Consider the following 17,754-nt stretch of genomic DNA (forward strand, 5'->3'; position numbering starts at 1 on the left):
GTGTGACCAATGACGTGAAGGAAAGTTTCAGCAGCGAGACGCCCCCCTCCCCCTCGACCCCACCGGCACGGGAGGTCCCGCCACCCGCCGCCCTCGCCGCCAAGGTGCGGACGCTCGCCCCGTCCATGACCCGCTCCATGCAGCGGGTCGCCGAGGCCGTCGCCGGAGACCCGGCCGGCTGCGCCGCCCTCACGGTCACCGGTCTCGCCGAACTCACCGGAACCAGCGAGGCGACCGTCGTCCGCACCGCCCGCCTCCTCGGCTACCCCGGCTACCGGGACCTGCGCCTCGCCCTCGCCGGCCTCGCCGCCCAGCAGCAGTCCGGCCGCGCCCCGTCCGTCACCGCCGACATCTCGGTCGACGACCCGATCGCCGACGTCGTCGCCAAGCTCGCCCACGACGAGCAGCAAACCCTCGCCGACACCGCCGCCGCACTCGACACCGTCCAACTGGGCGCAGCCGTCGCCGCCCTCGCCACCGCCCGCCGCATCGACATCTACGGCGTCGGCGCCTCCGGCCTCGTCGCCCAGGACCTCGGCCAGAAACTGCTCCGCATCGGCCTGATCGCGCACGCCCACAGCGACCCGCACCTCGCCGTCACCAACGCCGTGCAGCTGCGCGCGGGCGACGTCGCCCTCGCCATCACCCACTCCGGCTCCACCGGCGACGTCATAGAACCCCTCCGGGTCGCCTTCGAGCACGGGGCCACCACGGTCGCGATCACCGGCCGCCCCGACGGCCCCGTCAGCCAGTACGCCGACCACGTCCTGACCACCTCCACCGCCCGCGAAAGCGAACTGCGCCCCGCGGCCATGTCCTCCCGCACCAGCCAACTCCTCGTCGTGGACTGCCTGTTCACCTGTGTCACCCAGCGCACCTACGAAACGGCGGCCCCGGCCCTCGCCGCCTCGTACGAAGCCCTCGCCCACCGCCACTCGCCCCGCACCCGCTGACCCACTCGTTCACCGGCGCCGATGACGCCGCCGCACCGAAAGAGCCGCCTTGTCCCACACGTACTCCGCGCTCCGCACCGAACTCGCCGCCCTCACCACCGAGGCGTTCCGCCCCGAGCTCGCCGAGATCGACCAGCTCCCGACCCTGGACATCGCTCGCACCATGAACGGCGAGGACCACGCCGTCCCCGACGCCGTCGCCCGTCAACTCCCCGCCATCGCCGAGGCCATCGACGCCGTCGCCGCCCGGATGGCCCGCGGCGGTCGCCTCGTCTACATGGGCGCCGGCACCGCAGGGCGGCTCGGGGTCCTCGACGCCAGCGAGTGCCCGCCCACCTTCAACACCGACCCCTCGCAGGTGGTCGGCCTCGTCGCGGGCGGGCCCTCGGCCCTGGTCCGGTCGGTCGAGGGCGCGGAAGACTCCAAGGAACTCGCGGTGGCGGACCTCACCGCACTCGGGCTCACCGCCGAGGACACCGTCGTCGGCATCTCCGCCTCCGGTCGCACCCCGTACGCCGTCGGCGCCGTCGAGCACGCCCGTGCGCACGGCGCGCTGACCATCGGCCTCTCCTGCAACGCGGACAGTGCGCTCGCCGCCGCCGCCGAACACGGCATCGAGGTCGTCCCCGGGCCCGAATTCCTCACCGGCTCGACCCGCCTCAAGGCCGGCACCGCCCAGAAGCTCGTCCTCAACATGATCTCGACCATCACGATGATCCGCCTGGGCAAGACCTACGGAAACCTGATGGTCGACGTCCGCGCCTCCAACGACAAGCTCCAGGCCCGCTCGCGACGGATCGTCGCCCTGGCCACCGGAGCCCCGGACGAGCAGATCGAGACGGCGCTCACCGCCGCCGGCGGCGAGGTGAAGAACGCCATCCTGATGATCCTCGCCGATGTCGACGCCCCCACGGCCGCCGAGCGGCTCGCCGGGTCCCGGGGTCGCCTCCGCACCGCCCTCCAGGCCGACGGACGCTCCGACCGCTGAAGGCGGCACCGCCCCGCACCGGGGCCGCCCTCCCCCTCCGGGCGGCCCCTACGGGGGCACGGGCATCGACGCAGGGTTCGACGTGGGCTTCCGCGGTGCGGGAACCCACAGCGCCGTGAACCTCTTCGGCGGCTGCCGGCGTTCCTGCCGAGCGGAGGGGCGGGCGGAGTGGCGGGCGGAGTGGCGGGCGGAGTGGCGGGCGGAATTCCGCCACGCCGCTCTCCGCCGCGGGACCGCAGGAATCCGAGGGAAAGAACCGCGATGCCACGCAAGAATTCTGATGAAACCCTGAACCGAACCTCCCAGAAGGTTTCGCCCTGGCCCCTCACCACCCTCTTCGTGACGGCGGCAGCCGGCCTGATCGCGGCGGACTTCGCCGGCGGATTCGAAAGCGGCCCCCTGACGGGCGCAGCCGTCTCCCTGGGAATCGCCGCCCTCGTCCAGCGCGTGAACGGCTCACGGATCACGCTGCGCGAAGAAAAACTCGTGGTCATCGACCCGCTGATGACGCACACCGCGCCCCACACGGACATCGCCCGAACCTGAGGAGGGGGCGGCGGAACGCTGAAGATCCTCACGCACGGCGGAGGAGAGATCCATGCGACGCCTTTCGGCGGATCCCCGATCGGCAATTTCATCGACTCCACGGACAAGGCGATCGAACACATCACGAAGCGCACCGCCACAAACAGGTCCCGGGCACCCCGCAAACCGACGTCGAAGGAATTCAGAACCTCCCGGATCGCGACGCCTGTACCATCGGCGCAATGATTTGCGGAACGACGGCCGGCCTCCTCGGCCCATGACCCCACATCCGCCGGAGCCCACGGCCGATGCCCCTCGGGAGCGCCCCGGGCCCTGTTCGTCCCCGGGGCCCGGGGACGAACAGGGGGCGCAGGACCACGGCACGGACACCGCGCACCCCCACCGGGGCGGCAGGACGAACGGGGCCGCACCGGTCTCCTACCGGGAGATGGCCGAGGCCGCGGTCAGCCAGGCCGCCTACCGCGGACTGGAGGAACCGACCCTGCGCCCGGAGGCGGACGTCCGACGGGTCGCGTGGTGGCGGGTGCGAGGACTCCACCGGTCGCTGCACACGCTGCCCTACCTCGGCGTGCTCGCCATGAGCGCGTTCGCCGTGGACACCGTGCTCAGGTATCCGGACAACGCCCCCTTCTGGATCGTCTTCCTGCCGGTGGTCACCCTGGTGTGGACGGGGATCTTCCTGGCCGCCGCAAGGCGCACCCGACGCATGGCCAGGGTCGCGCGCCAGGAACCGGGGCGGACGGTGCGGTACCTGCTGCTCCACAGCTACACCTCGGAAGCCCCCTGGCTGGTGTTCTTCCCGCTCGACGGCGGGGACGACGCCGAGCCGATCGGAACGCTGCCCCTGCAGTACGGGCCGATCCGGCACCGTTTCCGGGACCTTCCGGGCCCGGTCGGCGAGGCCGCGCTGTGCGGGGACGCGACGTACCGGTCCGTGACCGTGCCGTGGATCGGCGACCGGGTCGCCTGGCCGTCCGCCGGATACGGCGAGATCGACCTGGACGGCGCGCACGACATGCGCTTCGTCAGGGAACTCATCCGTCCCGAGTGATCCGACCCGTCCGGACGCCACGGGGCCCGTCCCTCCGCCGAAACCACGGTGGAGGGGCGGGCCCCGGTCCGTCCGGCCGTACGGGTTGGCCCACGATCCCCTCGCGGCGACCACATCGTCACACCGCGATCTCCCCGCCCCGATCGAGCCCACCGTGGAGGACCTCCCGGTGAAGGCCGACACGTCCCGGTGCGCCCCGCACGCGGTCGCCCGCCGGTCACGAGTGACTCGCGCCCGATGGCGGAGCCGCCTCCCGGGGAGACCTGGCGGTGCCCTCGCCCCCCTGGCAGACTGACCGATCGTGCCCCTGCCAAGGGAAAGACCCGTACGGTTCCCCCTCCTGTCGGCCGTCGGGGTCAACGCCGGCTGGCACCTGGTCCTGTTCGCCGCCGCGTTCGGCCTTCCGCTCGGTGCCGTCGCCGGTCCGGTCGTGGCCAACCTGGCGGCCTGCATCGTCCCGTTGGCCGTGGTGACGTGGTTCCGGTGGTGGCGGGCGCCCTGGCTCTCGACCCCGTGGCCCCGCCGCCCCTTGCTCCTGCTCCCCGCGTACCTGGTGGTCGGCCTGGAACTGACCCGCGGGGTCACGGGCACGGCGAGCGCCCTGGCCGCAAGCGCGCTGCTGATGGTCTCGGTCGGGATCAGCGAGGAGCTGTACGCCCGCGGCGTGATGCAGGAACTGCTGCGGGCGCTGTCCCCGTGGCGCACGGCCCTCTGGGTCGCCCTGCTCTTCGGCCTCGGGCACGTGCTGTCCGGGCTCGTCTTCGGGCGCGGTCCGGACCACATCGCCTTCCAGGTGCTGCACGCCTCCGTCTTCGGCTTCGTGTTGGCCGCCCTGCGCCTGCACACCGTCTCGATCTGGCCGCTGGCCCTTCTGCACGCGGTGAGCAACTGGGTCAACTCCAACAGCCCGGAGCCGCTCCCGGTCTGGTGGGAAGCCCTCCGTCTCTTCGCCCTCACCGCCTACGGCGTGGTCCTCGTCCGGGCCCGCGCCCGGGAGCGGACTCCACCGCCCGTCCCGACCTCGACCCCGACCCCCTGAACCGGCCGGTACCGGCCCTTCACAGGGTCCGCACGTACGCGGCGAGCCGGTCGTACTGTTCCCGGACCCCCGCCTCCATGCCCGCTGCCAGGGCCTGGTCCCTGATCTCGTTCGAGGGCCAGAAGGAGGTGCTGGTCAGGGCGGTGCCGCCGTCGGGGGTCGCGTCGAAGGTGAGGGTGATGCGGACCGGGTCGTCGCCCGGCATCTGCTCGAAGACCTCCGTGTAGTCGAGCCGTTCCACCGGGACGACGTCCTCGTAGGTGCCGGAGAAGACGATCTCCTGACCGTCGGGGGCGGTCTGTCCCCAGCGCCAGGCACCGCCGATGCGCAGGTCGATGTCGACGACCGAGGTGGTCAGGGTGGCGGATCCGTACCACTGCCGCACGTGCTCGGGGCGCGTCCAGGCGCTCCAGACGCTGCTCGGTGGGGCGTCGAAGGTGCGGGTGACGACCAGCTCGCGGTCGGCCGGCGTGGTGAACAGGGTGACCATGGTTCCGACCCCTTCCCGGAGGAGAGCCGCTCCTTCCAGGATCCGCCGAACGCCCGAGGGCGGCACCCCCTGGTGGGGGTGCCGCCCTCGTTCGCGTTCAGCGATGAACCACCGATCCCGAAGGGATCAGAAGTCCATGTCACCGCCCGGCATGCCGCCCGGGGCGGCCGCAGCGGCCTTCTCCGGCTTGTCGGCGATGACGGCCTCGGTGGTGAGGAACAGCGCGGCGATCGACGCGGCGTTCTGCAGCGCGGAGCGCGTCACCTTCGCCGGGTCGATGATGCCCTCGGCGATGAGGTCGACGTACTCGTTGGTCGCGGCGTTCAGGCCGTGGCCGACGGGCAGGTTGCGGACCTTCTCCGCCACGACGCCGCCCTCGAGGCCGGCGTTGACCGCGATCTGCTTCAGCGGGGCCTCAAGGGCCAGCTTGACGATGTTGGCACCGGTGGCCTCGTCGCCCGTCAGGTCGGCCTCGAGCTTCTCGAAGACGTTCGACGCCTGGAGCAGGGCCACGCCACCGCCGGCGACGATGCCCTCCTCGACGGCCGCCTTCGCGTTGCGAACGGCGTCCTCGATGCGGTGCTTGCGCTCCTTGAGCTCGACCTCGGTCGCGGCGCCGGCCTTGATGACGGCCACGCCGCCGGCCAGCTTCGCGAGGCGCTCCTGGAGCTTCTCGCGGTCGTAGTCCGAGTCGGAGTTCTCGATCTCGGCGCGGATCTGGTTCACGCGACCCGCGACCTGCTCGCTGTCACCGGCACCGTCGACGATGGTGGTCTCGTCCTTGGTGATGACGACCTTGCGGGCGCGGCCGAGCAGGTCGAGGCCCGCGTTCTCGAGCTTGAGGCCGACCTCCTCGGAGATGACCGTGCCGCCCGTGAGGATGGCGATGTCGTTCAGCATGGCCTTGCGGCGGTCGCCGAAGCCCGGGGCCTTGACGGCGACGGACTTGAAGGTGCCGCGGATCTTGTTGACGACCAGCGTCGACAGGGCCTCGCCCTCGACGTCCTCGGCGATGATCAGCAGCGGCTTGCCCGACTGCATGACCTTCTCCAGGAGCGGGAGGAGGTCCTTCACGGAGGAGATCTTGGAGTTGACGATCAGGAGGTACGGGTCGTCGAGCGACGCCTCCATGCGCTCCATGTCGGTGGCGAAGTACGCCGAGATGTAGCCCTTGTCGAAGCGCATGCCCTCGGTGAGCTCCAGCTCCAGACCGAAGGTCTGGGACTCCTCGACGGTGATGACGCCTTCCTTGCCGACCTTGTCCATCGCCTCGGCGATGAGCTCGCCGATCTGGGTGTCGGCGGCGGAGATGGAGGCCGTGGAAGCGATCTGCTCCTTGGTCTCGACGTCCTTGGCCTGCTCGAGGAGGGCGCCGGAGACGGCCTCGACGGCCTTCTCGATGCCGCGCTTCAGGGCCATCGGGTTGGCGCCGGCGGCGACGTTGCGGAGGCCCTCGCGGACGAGCGCCTGGGCGAGGACGGTGGCGGTGGTCGTACCGTCGCCGGCGACGTCGTCCGTCTTCTTGGCGACTTCCTTGACCAGCTCGGCGCCGATCTTCTCGTACGGGTCCTCGAGCTCGATCTCCTTGGCGATGGAGACACCATCGTTGGTGATCGTGGGGGCGCCCCACTTCTTCTCGAGGACGACGTTGCGGCCCTTGGGGCCGAGGGTGACCTTGACGGCGTCAGCGAGCTGGTTCATGCCGCGCTCGAGACCGCGCCGGGCCTCCTCGTCGAACGCGATGATCTTGGCCATGTGAAGTGGTCCTCCCGGACATGGGGTGGATAACGCTCCAGGACCGCGCCGACGCCCGCGACGGACGGCCTCCGCAACTCCGCGTGGTTCCTTGCCCCACCCGGCCGGCGGCCTCGTCTGCTCGGTCCTCGTAGCACTCTCACCTTCCGAGTGCTAACGCCAATGATTAGCACTCGCCCTAGGAGAGTGCAAGCCGTTCCGGAGAACACCCAGGTACGCGGCGGGCCGGGCGGCGGGAAGGTCCGGGCGGCCACCCCGACGGCCGGGGCGGAACGCGTGAGGGGGCCGCACCCCTTCCGGGGTGCGGCCCCCTCGACGGCGTTGCGTCGGTGGCCGATCGCGCCGCGCTCAGACGGCGAGCTTGACCATGTCCGCCTGCGGACCCTTCTGGCCCTGCGAGATCTCGAACTCGACTCGCTGTCCCTCTTCGAGGCTGCGGTAGCCATCCATCTGGATCGCGCTGTAGTGGACGAAAACATCCGCACCACCGTCGACCGCGATGAAGCCGTAGCCCTTCTCCGCGTTGAACCACTTGACGGTGCCCTGAGCCATGCCTAACTCCCCTATTACTGGCCCTTGCGCGGGGCCGCACTTCACGAACCCCGGGTCAGACCCTGCGCCGGAACGCGTCGACCGCGGCTGAATGTATCTGTCCAACTGCCCTCTGCAACAGGTCATTCGACCGAGAATTCTGGGCGCCCCGGAAAGGGGAATTGGGGAGGATCCCCTTTTTTATGGGGCAAGTCGGGCCCGGCAAAGCGCACAGAAGGTACACAACGCACATGGAGTTTGGCTACTTCTTGTCGCGCGGGGACGCATTCTCATATGCGTCCGGCATGCGCGGCCGGGGGGACTTCCCCAACTCTACCGCGCTCAACCATGCAGAATTGCCCCTTCCGCTTATTGGCGCGGAAGGGGCAATTCTAGAAAGACGGGACCCCGGAAGGACGAAGGGACGGCTCAGCAGCCGCCGGCGACCGCCGGGATGATCGAGACGCCCGCACCGGCCGGCGTGGCCGTCTCCAGGCCCTGCTCGAAGCGCACGTCGTCGTCGTTCACGTAGACGTTGACGAAGCGGCGCAGCTTGCCCTGGTCGTCCAGGACGCGGGCGGCGATGCCCGTGTGGTTCTTGTCCAGGTCCGCGATGACCTCGGCGAGGGTCGCGCCCTCCGCCTGGACCTCGGACTGCCCGCCCGTGTAGGTGCGGAGGATGGTGGGGATGCGGACGTTCACGGCCATGTCTTCGTAACCTTTCAGTGCGCCAGGCCGGCGTCGCGGAACGCGTCCAGGCTCGGGCGGATGGTGGCGGTCGCCTGAGAGGTGTCGGCCACCGCGTCCAGGGTCTTGAGTCCGTCGCCGGTGTTGAGGACGACGGTGGTGAGGTCGGGGTCGATCAGACCGGCCTCGACGAGCTTCTTGGCGACGCCGACGGTCACCCCGCCCGCGGTCTCCGCGAAGATGCCCTCGGTGCGGGCGAGGACCTTGATGGCCTCGACGACCTGCTCGTCGTTCACGTCCTCCACGGCGCCGCCGGTCCGGCGGGCGATGTCGAGGACGTAGGGGCCGTCAGCCGGGTTGCCGATGGCGAGCGACTTGGCGATCGTGTTCGGCTTCTGGGGCCGCACCACGTCGTGGCCGGCCTTGAAGGCCGCCGACACCGGGGAGCACCCCTCCGCCTGGGCGCCGAAGATCTTGTAGGGCTTGTCCTCGACGAGGCCCAGCTTGATGAGCTCCTGCAGACCCTTGTCGATCTTGGTGAGCTGGGAGCCGGAGGCGATCGGGATGACGAGCTGGTCGGGGATGACCCAGCCGAGCTGCTCGCAGATCTCGTACGCCAGTGTCTTGGAGCCCTCCCCGTAGTAGGGGCGGAGGTTGACGTTCACGAAGCCCCAGCCCTCGCCGAGCGGGTCACCGATGAGCTCCGAGCAGAAGCGGTTGACGTCGTCGTAGTTGCCCTCGATGGCGACGAGGTCACCACCGTAGACACCGGCCATGACGACCTTGCCCTGCTCCAGGTCGTGCGGGATGAACACGCAGGAGCGGAAGCCGGCGCGGGCGGCGGCGGCGCCCACGGCGCCGGCCAGGTTGCCGGTGGAGGAGCAGGAGAGCGTGGTGAAGCCGAAGGCGCGGGCGGCCTCGATGGCCTGGGCGACGACCCGGTCCTTGAAGGAGTGGGTCGGGTTGCCGGAGTCGTCCTTGACGAAGAGCTTGCCGGGGGCGACGCCGATCTCGCGGGCCAGGTTGTCGGCCTGGACCAGCTTGGTCCAGCCGGGGTTCAGGTTCGGCTTCTCGGCGACGTCCGCGGGGACGGGCAGCAGCGGGGCGTAGCGCCAGACGTTGGCGGGGCCCGCCTCGATCTGCTTGCGCAGCGCCTCGGGGTCACCGGTGGGGAAGTCGTACGCGACTTCGAGCGGCCCGAAACAGAGCTCGCAGGCGAAGATCGGGCCGAGCGGGAAGACTTCACCGCATTCGCGACAGGAGAGCCCGGACGCGGGACCGAGGTCGACGGTGGTGGGTGCGACGGTCTGTACAGCCATGGAGGCGAGGCCCTTTCTCCTCATCTTTCCCATTGACGAGTTTTTCGCCATGAGACGGATTTGGCACCTTCCCTAGCCGGGGACCTCGCGCATGTGATGCGGCGCCCGTCGGACTTCACCTGGATGGTGGTCCGAAGACGGGTGACGAGTGACCGACTGGAGGGTTGCCGGGGCTTCAACGGGCCGTTTCCCTCTGCCCCTCTGGATGAGCGGTATTCGATTGTGAAGCGCGGTGGACTTTCGTTCCTGCGCTCCGACGCGGGTGGGACCCCGACGTGCATCGGGCATCCGCGTTGTTCAAGACTGTAACCGAAGGCCCGGACGCTTGGACCGGCCGTCCGAACCGCGAGATGGAGATCACGTGCTGGAAGAGGTGGAACGCTGGCTGGAGCGGCGGTCGTGGTCCATGGCGGACCGACCGCTGGAGCGGATCCTCGCCGCCAAGCGGAACACGAAGGTCAGCGTCGTCCTGCCGGCGCTGAACGAGGAGGCGACGGTCGGGGACATCGTTTCCGTGATCCGTCGCGAACTGATGACGGCGGCGGTGCCCCTGGTCGACGAACTGGTGGTGGTCGACTCGGGCTCCACCGACCGCACCGCGGAAGTGGCGGCGGCGGCCGGTGCGCGGGTGGTCGCGCGGGACGAGGTCCTCCCCCGCATACCGGCCGTGCCCGGCAAGGGCGAGGTCCTGTGGCGGTCCCTCATGGCGACGAGCGGGGACGTGGTCTGCTTCGTCGACGCGGACCTGCGCGACTTCTCGGCGGACTTCGTGACGGGGATCGTCGGCCCGCTGCTCACCGACCCGGACGTGGACTTCGTCAAGGCGATGTACGACCGCCCCTTCGGCGCCGGAGCCGACGGGCCCGCCCCCGGCGGGGTCCCCGGTCAGGGCGGTCGGGTGACGGAACTGGTGGCGCGCCCGCTGCTCAATCTGCACTGGCCCCAACTCGCCGGTTTCGTCCAGCCCTTGGGCGGCGAGTACGCGGCGCGGCGCTCGTTGCTCGAACAACTGCCGTTCCCGGTGGGGTACGGGGTGGAACTGGGGCTGCTCGTGGACGCCCTGCACACGGTGGGCCTGGACGCACTGGCACAGGTGGACGTGGGGGTGCGCAAGCACCGGCACCAGGACGGGCAGGCGCTGGGCAGGATGGCGGCGGCGATCTACCGGACGGCTCAGGTGCGGCTCTCCCGGGGACACCTGGTGCGCCCGAGGCTGACCCAGTTCGAGCGGGGCGCGGAGGGCTTCGAGCCGCGGACGTACGCGGTGGACACGGAGGAACGGCCGCCGATCGCCGAGATAGCGGAGTACGCGCACCGCCGCGTGGCCTGAGTCCCGAGGGGGTGGTGGCGCGGGCGCCCGGACGGCCCCGCCCCGCGGCCCGAAAGTGCGGCCGGCTCGCGTGGCGCGACCCCCGCGAGGACCGCTTTGCCTAGATTGCCGGTCCATGCGCTTCTCACACCACCACCCGGGCAGAGCCCTCGCGGCCGTGTGCGCCGCGGGCTCGCTGCTGCTGGCGGCGGGACCGGTCGCCGCCGGCGCGGTCGAGCCCTCGGGCCCGCGGCACCAGGGGGCGCCGTCCGGCCGCTCGGCCCCGGCGGACGGCACGGTCACGGGGTGCCCGACGCCTCCTGCGACACCACCGGCACGCTGCGCGGCGCCCCCCTCCGGCCGGGGCCCGGCGGAGGCGGCACCGGGGGCGGAGCGGTCGGCGCCGGTGGGGCGGGGCGGCGCCACGGCCGGCACCGGCGGCGGAGAGCGGCTGTGGCTGCTCGGGGCGCTCGCCGCGGCGCTGGCGGCGGCGGGCCTGGTGGCGAGGGCCGCGGTGCGCGGCCGGCGCGCCCCTGACCGGCCCTGAGCTGCGGCGACCCCGCGTGGCCGGATCCACCCGTCTCGTATACGTACGTTTGAGCGTTTCCGGGACGGGCTAGGTTCGCCACATGGCTACTGTGCTCGTGGCATCCAACCGGGGCCCGGTCTCGTACGTGCTCGGCGAGGACGGCTCGCTCGACGCCCGCAGGGGCGGCGGCGGCCTCGTCTCGGGGCTGAGCTCCGTCTCCTCGCAGGACGCCCTGTGGGTGTGCGCGGCGCTCGGCGAGGGCGACCGCGAGGCCGTGCGGCGCGGGACGGGCGAGCCCGGCGTGCGCATGCTGGACATCGATCCGGAGGTGTACGCCGACGCCTACGACGGCATCGCGAACTCGGTGCTGTGGTTCCTCCACCACCACCTGTACGACATTCCGCGCGAGCCGGTCTTCGACGCGGAGTTCCGGCGCCGCTGGGATTCCTACCGCACCTACAACCGGGCCTTCGCCGAGGCACTGGCGGCCGAGGCCGCGGAAGGCGCGGCGGTGCTGGTGCAGGACTACCACCTGGCCCTGGTCCCGGGCCTGCTGCGGGAGCTCCGCCCCGACCTGAAGATCGGCCACTTCACCCACACCCCGTGGGCGTCGCCCCCGTACCTGCGGATGCTGCCGGACGAGGTCCGGGAAGAACTGCTGTGGGGGATGCTGGGCGCGGACGAACTGGGCTTCCACACCCGGGGATGGGCGTCGGCGTTCCTTGGCTGCGCGGACTTCGACGGCGCGTCCGGGACGGCGTCCCCCGGTTCCCCGGGCGGCGACGGGCGCCGCCGGGTGACGCACCGGCGCCGGACGGGCCCGGAGCGGGCCACCCGGATCGGGACGTACCCCCTGGGCGTGGACGGCGAGGAGCTCCGGAGGCTGGCGTACCGTCCGGAGGTGGACGAGCGCCTGGCGCGGCTCCAGGAGGAGGTCGGCGGGCGCAGGACCATCGTCCGGGTCGACCGCACGGAGCTCTCCAAGAACATCCTGCGCGGTCTGCGCGCCTACCGGGAGCTGCTGATCGCCCACCCGGAGTGGCGCGACCGCGTCGTGCACCTGGCCTCGGCGTACCCCTCGCGCCAGGACCTCGACGCCTACCGCACGTACACGGCCGCGGTGACGGAGCTCGCGGACGAGATCAACGCCGAGTTCGGCACGGCGGACTGGCAACCGGTGCTGCTCTCGGTCGAGGACGACTTCACCCGCTCCCTGGCGGCCTACCGCCTCGCGGACGTGGCCCTGGTGAACCCGGTGCGCGACGGCATGAACCTGGTCGCGAAGGAGATGCCGGTGGTCTCGGAGCTCGGCTGCGCGCTCGTCCTGTCCCGGGAGGCGGGGGCGCACGCCGAGTTGGGCGAGGACGCGCTCACGGTGAACCCCTTCGACGTCACGGAGACCGCCGAGGCCCTGCACACCGCCCTGTCCATGTCGTCGACCGAGCGCGCGGACCGCACGAAGCGCCTGGCGGTCGCGGCCACGGCCCTTCCTCCGCAGCGCTGGTTCCTGGACCAGTTGGAGGCGCTCCGGGGATAGCCGGCGGCGCGGAGGACCCGGCGGGTGCGGGGCGCCGGGTCCTTCGGTCAGCGGTGATCCGGTTCCCGGTAATCGGTACGGACCCCTCCTCCTGAGGGGTCCTCTCGTGCCAGACTCTGCGGCGATCGTTCCCCCAGGCGATCCGTTTTCCCCCATGAGGCAAGCGGAAGGATCGCAAGACACGTGAAAAAGATTGTCGTGGGCATGACCGTCGGGTCCGCGCTCACCGCACTCCTCGCCGCGGGGCTCACCCCCGCCGCCGCACAGGAGGCCCGGGACGCCGCACCGACGGGTGCGCAGGCACACCGGCCCGACAACCGCCCCGGACCACTCACGAAGCAGCGCACCGAACTGCGTCAGAAGGCGATCGACCTGGTGGCCAAGGGCAAGGCCGAGGCGAACGCCGAGGGGGTCGTCGAGGTCGCGCCCGGCAAGTTCGCGGAGACCGAGACCACGACCGCCACCCGCCAGGAGAAGATCTTCACGATCCTCTCCGAATTCGGCGACCAGGGGTCCGGCAAGCTCGGCACCGCCCCCGGCCCGCTGCACAACGAGATACCGCAGCCCGACCGGACCGAGGACAACTCCAACGCCTGGACCGCCGACTTCTCGAAGTCCTACTACGAGAACCTGTTCAACGGCTCCGGCGAGTCCATGAAGACGTACTACGAGCAGCTGTCCAACGGCCGCTACTCGGTGACCAACACGGTCGAGGACTGGGTCAAGGTCCCCGGCAACGCCTCCACCTACGGCGACAACTCCGTGGAGGACTCGGGCGGTTCCTGGGCCTTCATCCAGGACACCGGCAACGCCTGGTGGGACGCCCAGATCGCGGCCGGCAAGACCCCCGCCGAGATCGACGCCCACCTCGCCCAGTTCGACGTCTGGGACCGCAACGACTGGGACCACGACGGCGACTTCGACGAGCCGGACGGCTACATCGACCACTTCCAGGCCGTGCACGCCGGCATGGGCGAGGACGCGGGCGGCGGCGCACAGGGCGAGGACGCCATCTGGTCCCACCGCTGGTACGTCAACGGCGACGACTACGGCCTCACCGGACCGGACGTCTCCGGGACCCAGAACAAGGCCGGCGGCGCCCGCATCGGACAGTCCAAGTACTGGCTCGGCGACTACACCACCGAGGGCGAGAACGGCGGACTCGGCGTCTTCTGCCACGAGTTCGGCCATGACCTCGGCCTGCCGGACTACTACGACACGGGCGGCGGCGAGAACTCCACCGCCTTCTGGACCCTCATGAGCTCCGGCTCCTGGCTCGGCCACGGCGACGCCGCCAACGCCGGCATCGGCACCCACCCGGGCCTCATGGGCGCCGAGGAGAAGCTCTTCCTCGGCTGGCTGGACCACGTCGACGCCCCGCTCGGCAGCAGCGGCACGTACACCCTCAACCCGGCGCAGCTCCAGGTCGCCGGCAAGGCCCAGGCCGTCCGCGTCCCGCTGCCGGACAAGACGAGCAGCACCGCCTACACCACTCCGACCTCGGGCAGCCACGCCTGGTGGACCGGCTCGGCCGACGGCCTCAACCAGGCCCTCACCCGCTCCGTGCCGGCCGCCTCCCGGATCACGGTCAAGGCGAGCGCCTGGTACGAGATCGAGGCCGACTACGACTACCTCTTCGCCGAGTACTCGCTCGACGGCGGCGCCAACTGGATCCGCGCCGGTGCGGCCGTCGACGGTTCCTCCAGCGGCCGGTGGACGACCCTGCGCTACGCGTACGACGCCCAGGGCAAGCCGTCCCTCTTCCGCTTCCGCTACCAGACCGACGGCGGCGTCCACTTCGCCGGCGCCTTCCTCGACGACGTCACCATCGGCTCCGGCGGCACCACGCTGCTGACCGACGACGTCGAGCAGGGCACCAACGGCTGGTCCGCACAGGGGCGTTGGAAGATCTCGACCGGTACCGAGACGGCCAGCCACCCGCACTACTACCTGCTGGAGAACCGCGAGTACGTCGGCAGCGACGCGCTGCTCGCCCAGGGCCCGTACCAGTTCAGCAAGGGCATCACGGCGCCCGACTGGGTCGAGTACTTCGCCTACCAGAACGGCATGCTGGTCTGGTACGTCGACCGCTCGTACGACGACAACAACGTCAGCGCGCACCCCGGCGGCGGCTCGGCCATGGCCGTCGACGCCCGTCCGGCTCCGTTCCGGTACCCCGACGGGACCGCGCCCAGCAACCGGCGCCAGCCCTTCGACGCGACCTTCGGCCTGGAGGCCACCGACCCGGTCTGCCTCCACAAGGAGGTCCTGGTGGGCAAGGGCAAGGCACAGACCGTCGAGACGCAGGCGGCCTGCGCCCCCTCCGTCCCGGGCATCCCGGTCTTCGACGACACCGACCCGAACGCGTACTACGACACCACGGCCCCGCAGGCCAGCGTGAAGGTCGCCGGTCACGGCGTGCGCGTCACGGTCACCGGTGACGCCGGCGACGACCTGACGATCAGCGTCGCCAACCCGGCCGCGCACTGATCCACGGCAGGACCGCGGGGGCGGTGCGGAGGGGCCTCAGGCCTCCCGCACCGCCCTCGCCAGTTCCGCCAGGAACGCGACCACGCCCGTCGGACCCGGCACCGACAGGTCCGCGCGCTCGGCCAGCTCCGGGACCTCGGTGGAGCCGCTGCACACCAGGACGCCCGGGGTGCCCTCGGAACGGAGCTTCTCGACCGCGGCGAAGGCCGGCAGGTCACCCAGGTCGTCGCCCGCGTAGAGCACGGACCCGGCACCCACCTCCCGTACGTACGCGGCGAGCGCCACGCCCTTGTCCATGCCCGGCGGTCTGAGCTCCAGGACCATCCGGCCGGGCTCCAGGACCAGCCCGTGGGCCACGGCCAGATCGCCCAACGGGCCCTTGAGCGCCTCGAAGGCGCCCTCCGGGTCCTGGGCGCGCCGGGTGTGGACGGCGACGGCACGGCCCTTCTCCTCGATCCAGACCCCCGGCCAGGCACCGGCCCGGTCCAGGAAGCCGGGGAGTTCGGCCCGGACGGAGGCCACGCCGGGATGGGGGGCGGCTGCCCGGACGGTGCCGGTGACGGCGTCCCAGCGTTCGGCACCGTAGTGCCCCAGGACCACGAGGTGTTCGAGGCCGGGGACGCCGGCGAAGCCGCCGTAGCGGACCGCGACCCCGGCGGGACGGCCGGTCACCACGGCGATCGAGGCGACCTCCGGGGCGAGGGCGGCCAGGGCCGCCACGGCGTCGGGGTGGGCGCGGGCGGATTCGGGATCGGGGACGATCTCGGCGAGGGTCCCGTCGAAGTCGAGGGCGATGACGGCCTTCGCGGGCCGGGCGAGGATCTCGACCAGACCGTCACGGCCGGCGGAAGGAGGGCTCCCGAGCAGTGCGGAGAGCCGGGGAAAGGTCGGTTGCGGGAGGCTGACCATGCTCCCGACCCTACCGACGCGGGGCGACGGCGTCAGCGTGGTCGGGGTCACGCATCCCTTCTCTTCCGCTGCTCCTCGCGGACCCGGCGGAGCCGGTTGATCGTCACCGGATCGTGGGCCAGGGCGCGCGGATCGTCCAGGAGCGCGTTGAGGAGCTGGTAGTAGCGGGTCGGGGAGAGGCCGAGCCGCTCGCGAACGGCCCGCTCCTTGGCTCCGGGGCCGGGCCAGGAGCGGCGCTCGACGGCGAGGAGCGCCCGCTCGCGCGCGCCGAGTCCGCCGTCGTCGCCCTCCGTCTCGTCGGTCATCCCACCAACCTATTACTCGGCGTTCTCCGCGGTCGTCGCCGCGCGGCCTATCCGACCGAGGACTTCGGCGGGGCTGCCGCCCGGGGTGACGGCCTTGCCGATGTTCTGCTTGATGTCCTCGCTGACCTTGGCCCAGGAGGTCTTGCCGACCGGCGGGAGCTGCGCCTGGGGAAGGACCGTGAGGAAGACCCGCAGGTTGGCGTGGTCCGGATCGGTCTCCATGTGGGCGGAAGCGCTGACGGTGACCGGGAGGAGGTCGTTGTCCCCGGCGAACTTCAGTACGTTTTCGTCGCTGAAGACGAAGTTGAGGAAGTCCCCGATCTCCTTGCGGTGGCCGTTCTGCTTGAAGCCCATGATCCAGTCGGCGACGCCCATGGAGGTCTTCGACGGGCCGTCGGGCCCGGGGAGGGGGACCTGGCCCACCTGCACGCCCTTCTTCGCGGCCTCCTTGAGGAGCGAGGGGTGGCCGTTGAGCATGCCGACCTCGCCGTTCGCGAAGGCGGCGAAGGCGGCCTTGCGGTCGAGCTTGCCCGGGGCGATCGAGCCGGTGAGGTCCTTGCCGACCAGGTTCCCGCGGAGCCACTCGAAGGTGCGCACGTTGGCTTCGGAGTCGACGGAGTAGCGGTCGGCCGCGTCCGTCCAGCCGCCCCCGCCGCTGAGCAGCCACATCAGGGCCTCGGCCTGGGCCTCCTCGGGGCCGAGCGGCAGCGCGAAGGGGGTGGGGACGCCCTTGGCCTTGAGCTTCGTGGCGGCGGCGGCGAGCTCCTCCCAGGTGGTGGGCGCCTCGATGCCGGCCTCCTGGAAGAGGTCCTTGTTGTAGAAGAGCGGCCGGGTGGAGGCGACGAAGGGCAGCCCGTACTGGACGTGCTCGTTCTCGCCGGCATCGGCGAGCCCCGGGAGGAAGTTGGACTGGACGGGGATGGAGAGGAGGTCGTCGGCGGCGTAGAGGTGCCCGTCGGCCGCGTAGTCGGCGTAGGCGCCGATCTGTGCGACGTCGGGGGCCTGGCCGTTCTTGACCATCTCGGCGACCTTGCGGTCGACGTCGTCCCAGGACTCGATCTGGACCTCGACCTTGATCCCGGGGTGCTTCGCCTCGAAGGCGGTGACGAGGTCGGCCCAGTACTTCTTGGTGGTGTCTCCGCCGGTGAGGTCGTAATCGGCGGCGACCAGCTTCAGGGTCACGTCACCGGAGTCGCCGCCCAGAGAGCTGCAGCCGCTGACCGTCGCGGCCAGTCCGAGGGCGGCAGCGGCCGCGGTCAGTCCAAGAAATCGTCGCCGCTCCACGGCTTCATCCACCTTTTGCTCGTCGTTGAGCT

Annotated in this window: 17 protein-coding genes and 1 riboswitch; of the genes, 9 read left to right on the top strand and 8 right to left on the bottom strand. The window is 71.2% G+C overall.

The features are described from left to right. The first annotated feature begins 2 nt into the window (after nt 1-2). The 5 genes from ACFW2Y_RS12275 (at nt 3) to ACFW2Y_RS12295 (ending at nt 4,577) form a co-directional block, all read left to right on the top strand. The gene (locus tag ACFW2Y_RS12275; protein ID WP_384876928.1) at nt 3-953 is read left to right on the top strand and encodes a MurR/RpiR family transcriptional regulator; all 951 of its coding nucleotides are present in this window, start codon (nt 3-5) and stop codon (nt 951-953) included. Nucleotides 954-1,002: 49 nt separating this feature from the next. Further along, nucleotides 1,003-1,941 (top strand): N-acetylmuramic acid 6-phosphate etherase, encoded by a 939-nt coding sequence (gene murQ / locus ACFW2Y_RS12280; protein ID WP_384876930.1) that lies wholly within the window; start codon nt 1,003-1,005, stop codon nt 1,939-1,941. A gap of 261 nt (nt 1,942-2,202) precedes the next feature. Continuing rightward, on the top strand, nt 2,203-2,487 hold the full coding sequence (locus tag ACFW2Y_RS12285; RefSeq protein WP_384876932.1) for a hypothetical protein: 285 nt from the start codon (nt 2,203-2,205) through the stop codon (nt 2,485-2,487). 256 nt (nt 2,488-2,743) lie between these two features. After that, nucleotides 2,744-3,538 (top strand): hypothetical protein, encoded by a 795-nt coding sequence (locus ACFW2Y_RS12290; protein WP_384876934.1) that lies wholly within the window; start codon nt 2,744-2,746, stop codon nt 3,536-3,538. A gap of 301 nt (nt 3,539-3,839) precedes the next feature. After that, nucleotides 3,840-4,577, top strand: coding sequence for a CPBP family intramembrane glutamic endopeptidase (locus ACFW2Y_RS12295; RefSeq protein ID WP_384876936.1), 738 nt, complete (start codon nt 3,840-3,842; stop codon nt 4,575-4,577). 19 nt (nt 4,578-4,596) lie between these two features. Here the strand turns inward: ACFW2Y_RS12295 and ACFW2Y_RS12300 are convergent, their stop codons facing one another. The 5 genes from ACFW2Y_RS12300 to thrC form a co-directional block, all read right to left on the bottom strand. Then, a complete protein-coding gene (locus tag ACFW2Y_RS12300) occupies nt 4,597-5,067 on the bottom strand; it encodes an SRPBCC domain-containing protein (protein ID WP_384876938.1) in 471 nt (156 codons plus the stop codon). A gap of 126 nt (nt 5,068-5,193) precedes the next feature. Then, nucleotides 5,194-6,822, bottom strand: coding sequence for a chaperonin GroEL (gene groL, locus ACFW2Y_RS12305; protein WP_384876940.1), 1,629 nt, complete (start codon nt 6,820-6,822; stop codon nt 5,194-5,196). A 348-nt stretch (nt 6,823-7,170) separates the two neighbouring features. Beyond that, nucleotides 7,171-7,374, bottom strand: a complete 204-nt coding sequence (locus ACFW2Y_RS12310; RefSeq protein ID WP_015035246.1) for a cold-shock protein — start codon at nt 7,372-7,374, stop codon at nt 7,171-7,173. Nucleotides 7,375-7,782: 408 nt separating this feature from the next. After that, the gene (locus ACFW2Y_RS12315) at nt 7,783-8,061 is read right to left on the bottom strand and encodes a MoaD/ThiS family protein (RefSeq protein WP_367826555.1); all 279 of its coding nucleotides are present in this window, start codon (nt 8,059-8,061) and stop codon (nt 7,783-7,785) included. A 14-nt stretch (nt 8,062-8,075) separates the two neighbouring features. Next, on the bottom strand, nt 8,076-9,383 hold the full coding sequence (thrC, locus tag ACFW2Y_RS12320; RefSeq protein ID WP_384876942.1) for a threonine synthase: 1,308 nt from the start codon (nt 9,381-9,383) through the stop codon (nt 8,076-8,078). Beyond that, nucleotides 9,377-9,571, bottom strand: a riboswitch (SAM riboswitch). (Overlaps the previous gene by 7 nt.) A 149-nt stretch (nt 9,572-9,720) precedes the next feature. Here thrC and ACFW2Y_RS12325 point away from each other — a divergent pair. The 4 genes from ACFW2Y_RS12325 to ACFW2Y_RS12340 all read left to right on the top strand — a co-directional run bounded on the left by ACFW2Y_RS12325 (nt 9,721) and on the right by ACFW2Y_RS12340 (nt 15,224). Further along, on the top strand, nt 9,721-10,689 hold the full coding sequence (locus tag ACFW2Y_RS12325) for a glucosyl-3-phosphoglycerate synthase (protein ID WP_384876944.1): 969 nt from the start codon (nt 9,721-9,723) through the stop codon (nt 10,687-10,689). Between the two features lie 115 nt (nt 10,690-10,804). Continuing rightward, nucleotides 10,805-11,215: a hypothetical protein gene (locus tag ACFW2Y_RS12330; protein WP_384876946.1), complete on the top strand. Its 411-nt coding sequence runs from the start codon at nt 10,805-10,807 to the stop codon at nt 11,213-11,215. 82 nt (nt 11,216-11,297) lie between these two features. Further along, on the top strand, nt 11,298-12,734 hold the full coding sequence (locus tag ACFW2Y_RS12335; protein WP_384876948.1) for a trehalose-6-phosphate synthase: 1,437 nt from the start codon (nt 11,298-11,300) through the stop codon (nt 12,732-12,734). Between the two features lie 183 nt (nt 12,735-12,917). Then, a complete protein-coding gene (locus ACFW2Y_RS12340) occupies nt 12,918-15,224 on the top strand; it encodes an immune inhibitor A domain-containing protein (RefSeq protein WP_384876950.1) in 2,307 nt (768 codons plus the stop codon). A 36-nt stretch (nt 15,225-15,260) separates the two neighbouring features. On the opposite strand, the gene otsB is transcribed toward ACFW2Y_RS12340, so the two are convergent. Genes otsB through ACFW2Y_RS12355 form a run of 3 tightly spaced genes read right to left on the bottom strand, consistent with a single transcriptional unit; the run spans nt 15,261 to nt 17,734 of the window. Further along, nucleotides 15,261-16,133, bottom strand: coding sequence for a trehalose-phosphatase (gene otsB / locus ACFW2Y_RS12345; RefSeq protein ID WP_384876951.1), 873 nt, complete (start codon nt 16,131-16,133; stop codon nt 15,261-15,263). A gap of 47 nt (nt 16,134-16,180) precedes the next feature. Beyond that, complete coding sequence (locus ACFW2Y_RS12350; RefSeq protein ID WP_384876953.1) at nt 16,181-16,438, bottom strand: DUF3263 domain-containing protein; 258 nt, start codon at nt 16,436-16,438, stop codon at nt 16,181-16,183. Between the two features lie 12 nt (nt 16,439-16,450). Then, nucleotides 16,451-17,734 carry an extracellular solute-binding protein gene (locus tag ACFW2Y_RS12355; RefSeq protein ID WP_384876955.1) on the bottom strand — a complete coding sequence of 428 codons (1,284 nt, stop codon included), beginning with the start codon at nt 17,732-17,734 and terminating at the stop codon, nt 16,451-16,453. Nucleotides 17,735-17,754: the final 20 nt, after the last annotated feature.

It is taken from the genome of Streptomyces sp. NPDC058877, from assembly GCF_042742855.1.
Taxonomy (GTDB): Bacteria; Actinomycetota; Actinomycetes; order Streptomycetales; family Streptomycetaceae; genus Streptomyces.

Excerpts from the sequence above, each read along its gene's own strand:
- ACFW2Y_RS12285 (WP_384876932.1), top strand. The coding sequence starts at position 2,203 with ATGCCACGCAAGAATTCTGATGAAACCCTGAACCGAACCTCCCAGAAG.
- ACFW2Y_RS12290 (WP_384876934.1), top strand. The coding sequence starts at position 2,744 with ATGACCCCACATCCGCCGGAGCCCACGGCCGATGCCCCTCGGGAGCGC.
- ACFW2Y_RS12300 (WP_384876938.1), bottom strand. The coding sequence starts at position 5,067 with ATGGTCACCCTGTTCACCACGCCGGCCGACCGCGAGCTGGTCGTCACC.
- groL (WP_384876940.1), bottom strand. The coding sequence starts at position 6,822 with ATGGCCAAGATCATCGCGTTCGACGAGGAGGCCCGGCGCGGTCTCGAG.
- ACFW2Y_RS12310 (WP_015035246.1), bottom strand. The coding sequence starts at position 7,374 with ATGGCTCAGGGCACCGTCAAGTGGTTCAACGCGGAGAAGGGCTACGGC.
- ACFW2Y_RS12315 (WP_367826555.1), bottom strand. The coding sequence starts at position 8,061 with ATGGCCGTGAACGTCCGCATCCCCACCATCCTCCGCACCTACACGGGC.
- thrC (WP_384876942.1), bottom strand. The coding sequence starts at position 9,383 with ATGAGGAGAAAGGGCCTCGCCTCCATGGCTGTACAGACCGTCGCACCC.
- ACFW2Y_RS12330 (WP_384876946.1), top strand. The coding sequence starts at position 10,805 with ATGCGCTTCTCACACCACCACCCGGGCAGAGCCCTCGCGGCCGTGTGC.
- ACFW2Y_RS12335 (WP_384876948.1), top strand. The coding sequence starts at position 11,298 with ATGGCTACTGTGCTCGTGGCATCCAACCGGGGCCCGGTCTCGTACGTG.
- otsB (WP_384876951.1), bottom strand. The coding sequence starts at position 16,133 with ATGGTCAGCCTCCCGCAACCGACCTTTCCCCGGCTCTCCGCACTGCTC.
- ACFW2Y_RS12350 (WP_384876953.1), bottom strand. The coding sequence starts at position 16,438 with ATGACCGACGAGACGGAGGGCGACGACGGCGGACTCGGCGCGCGCGAG.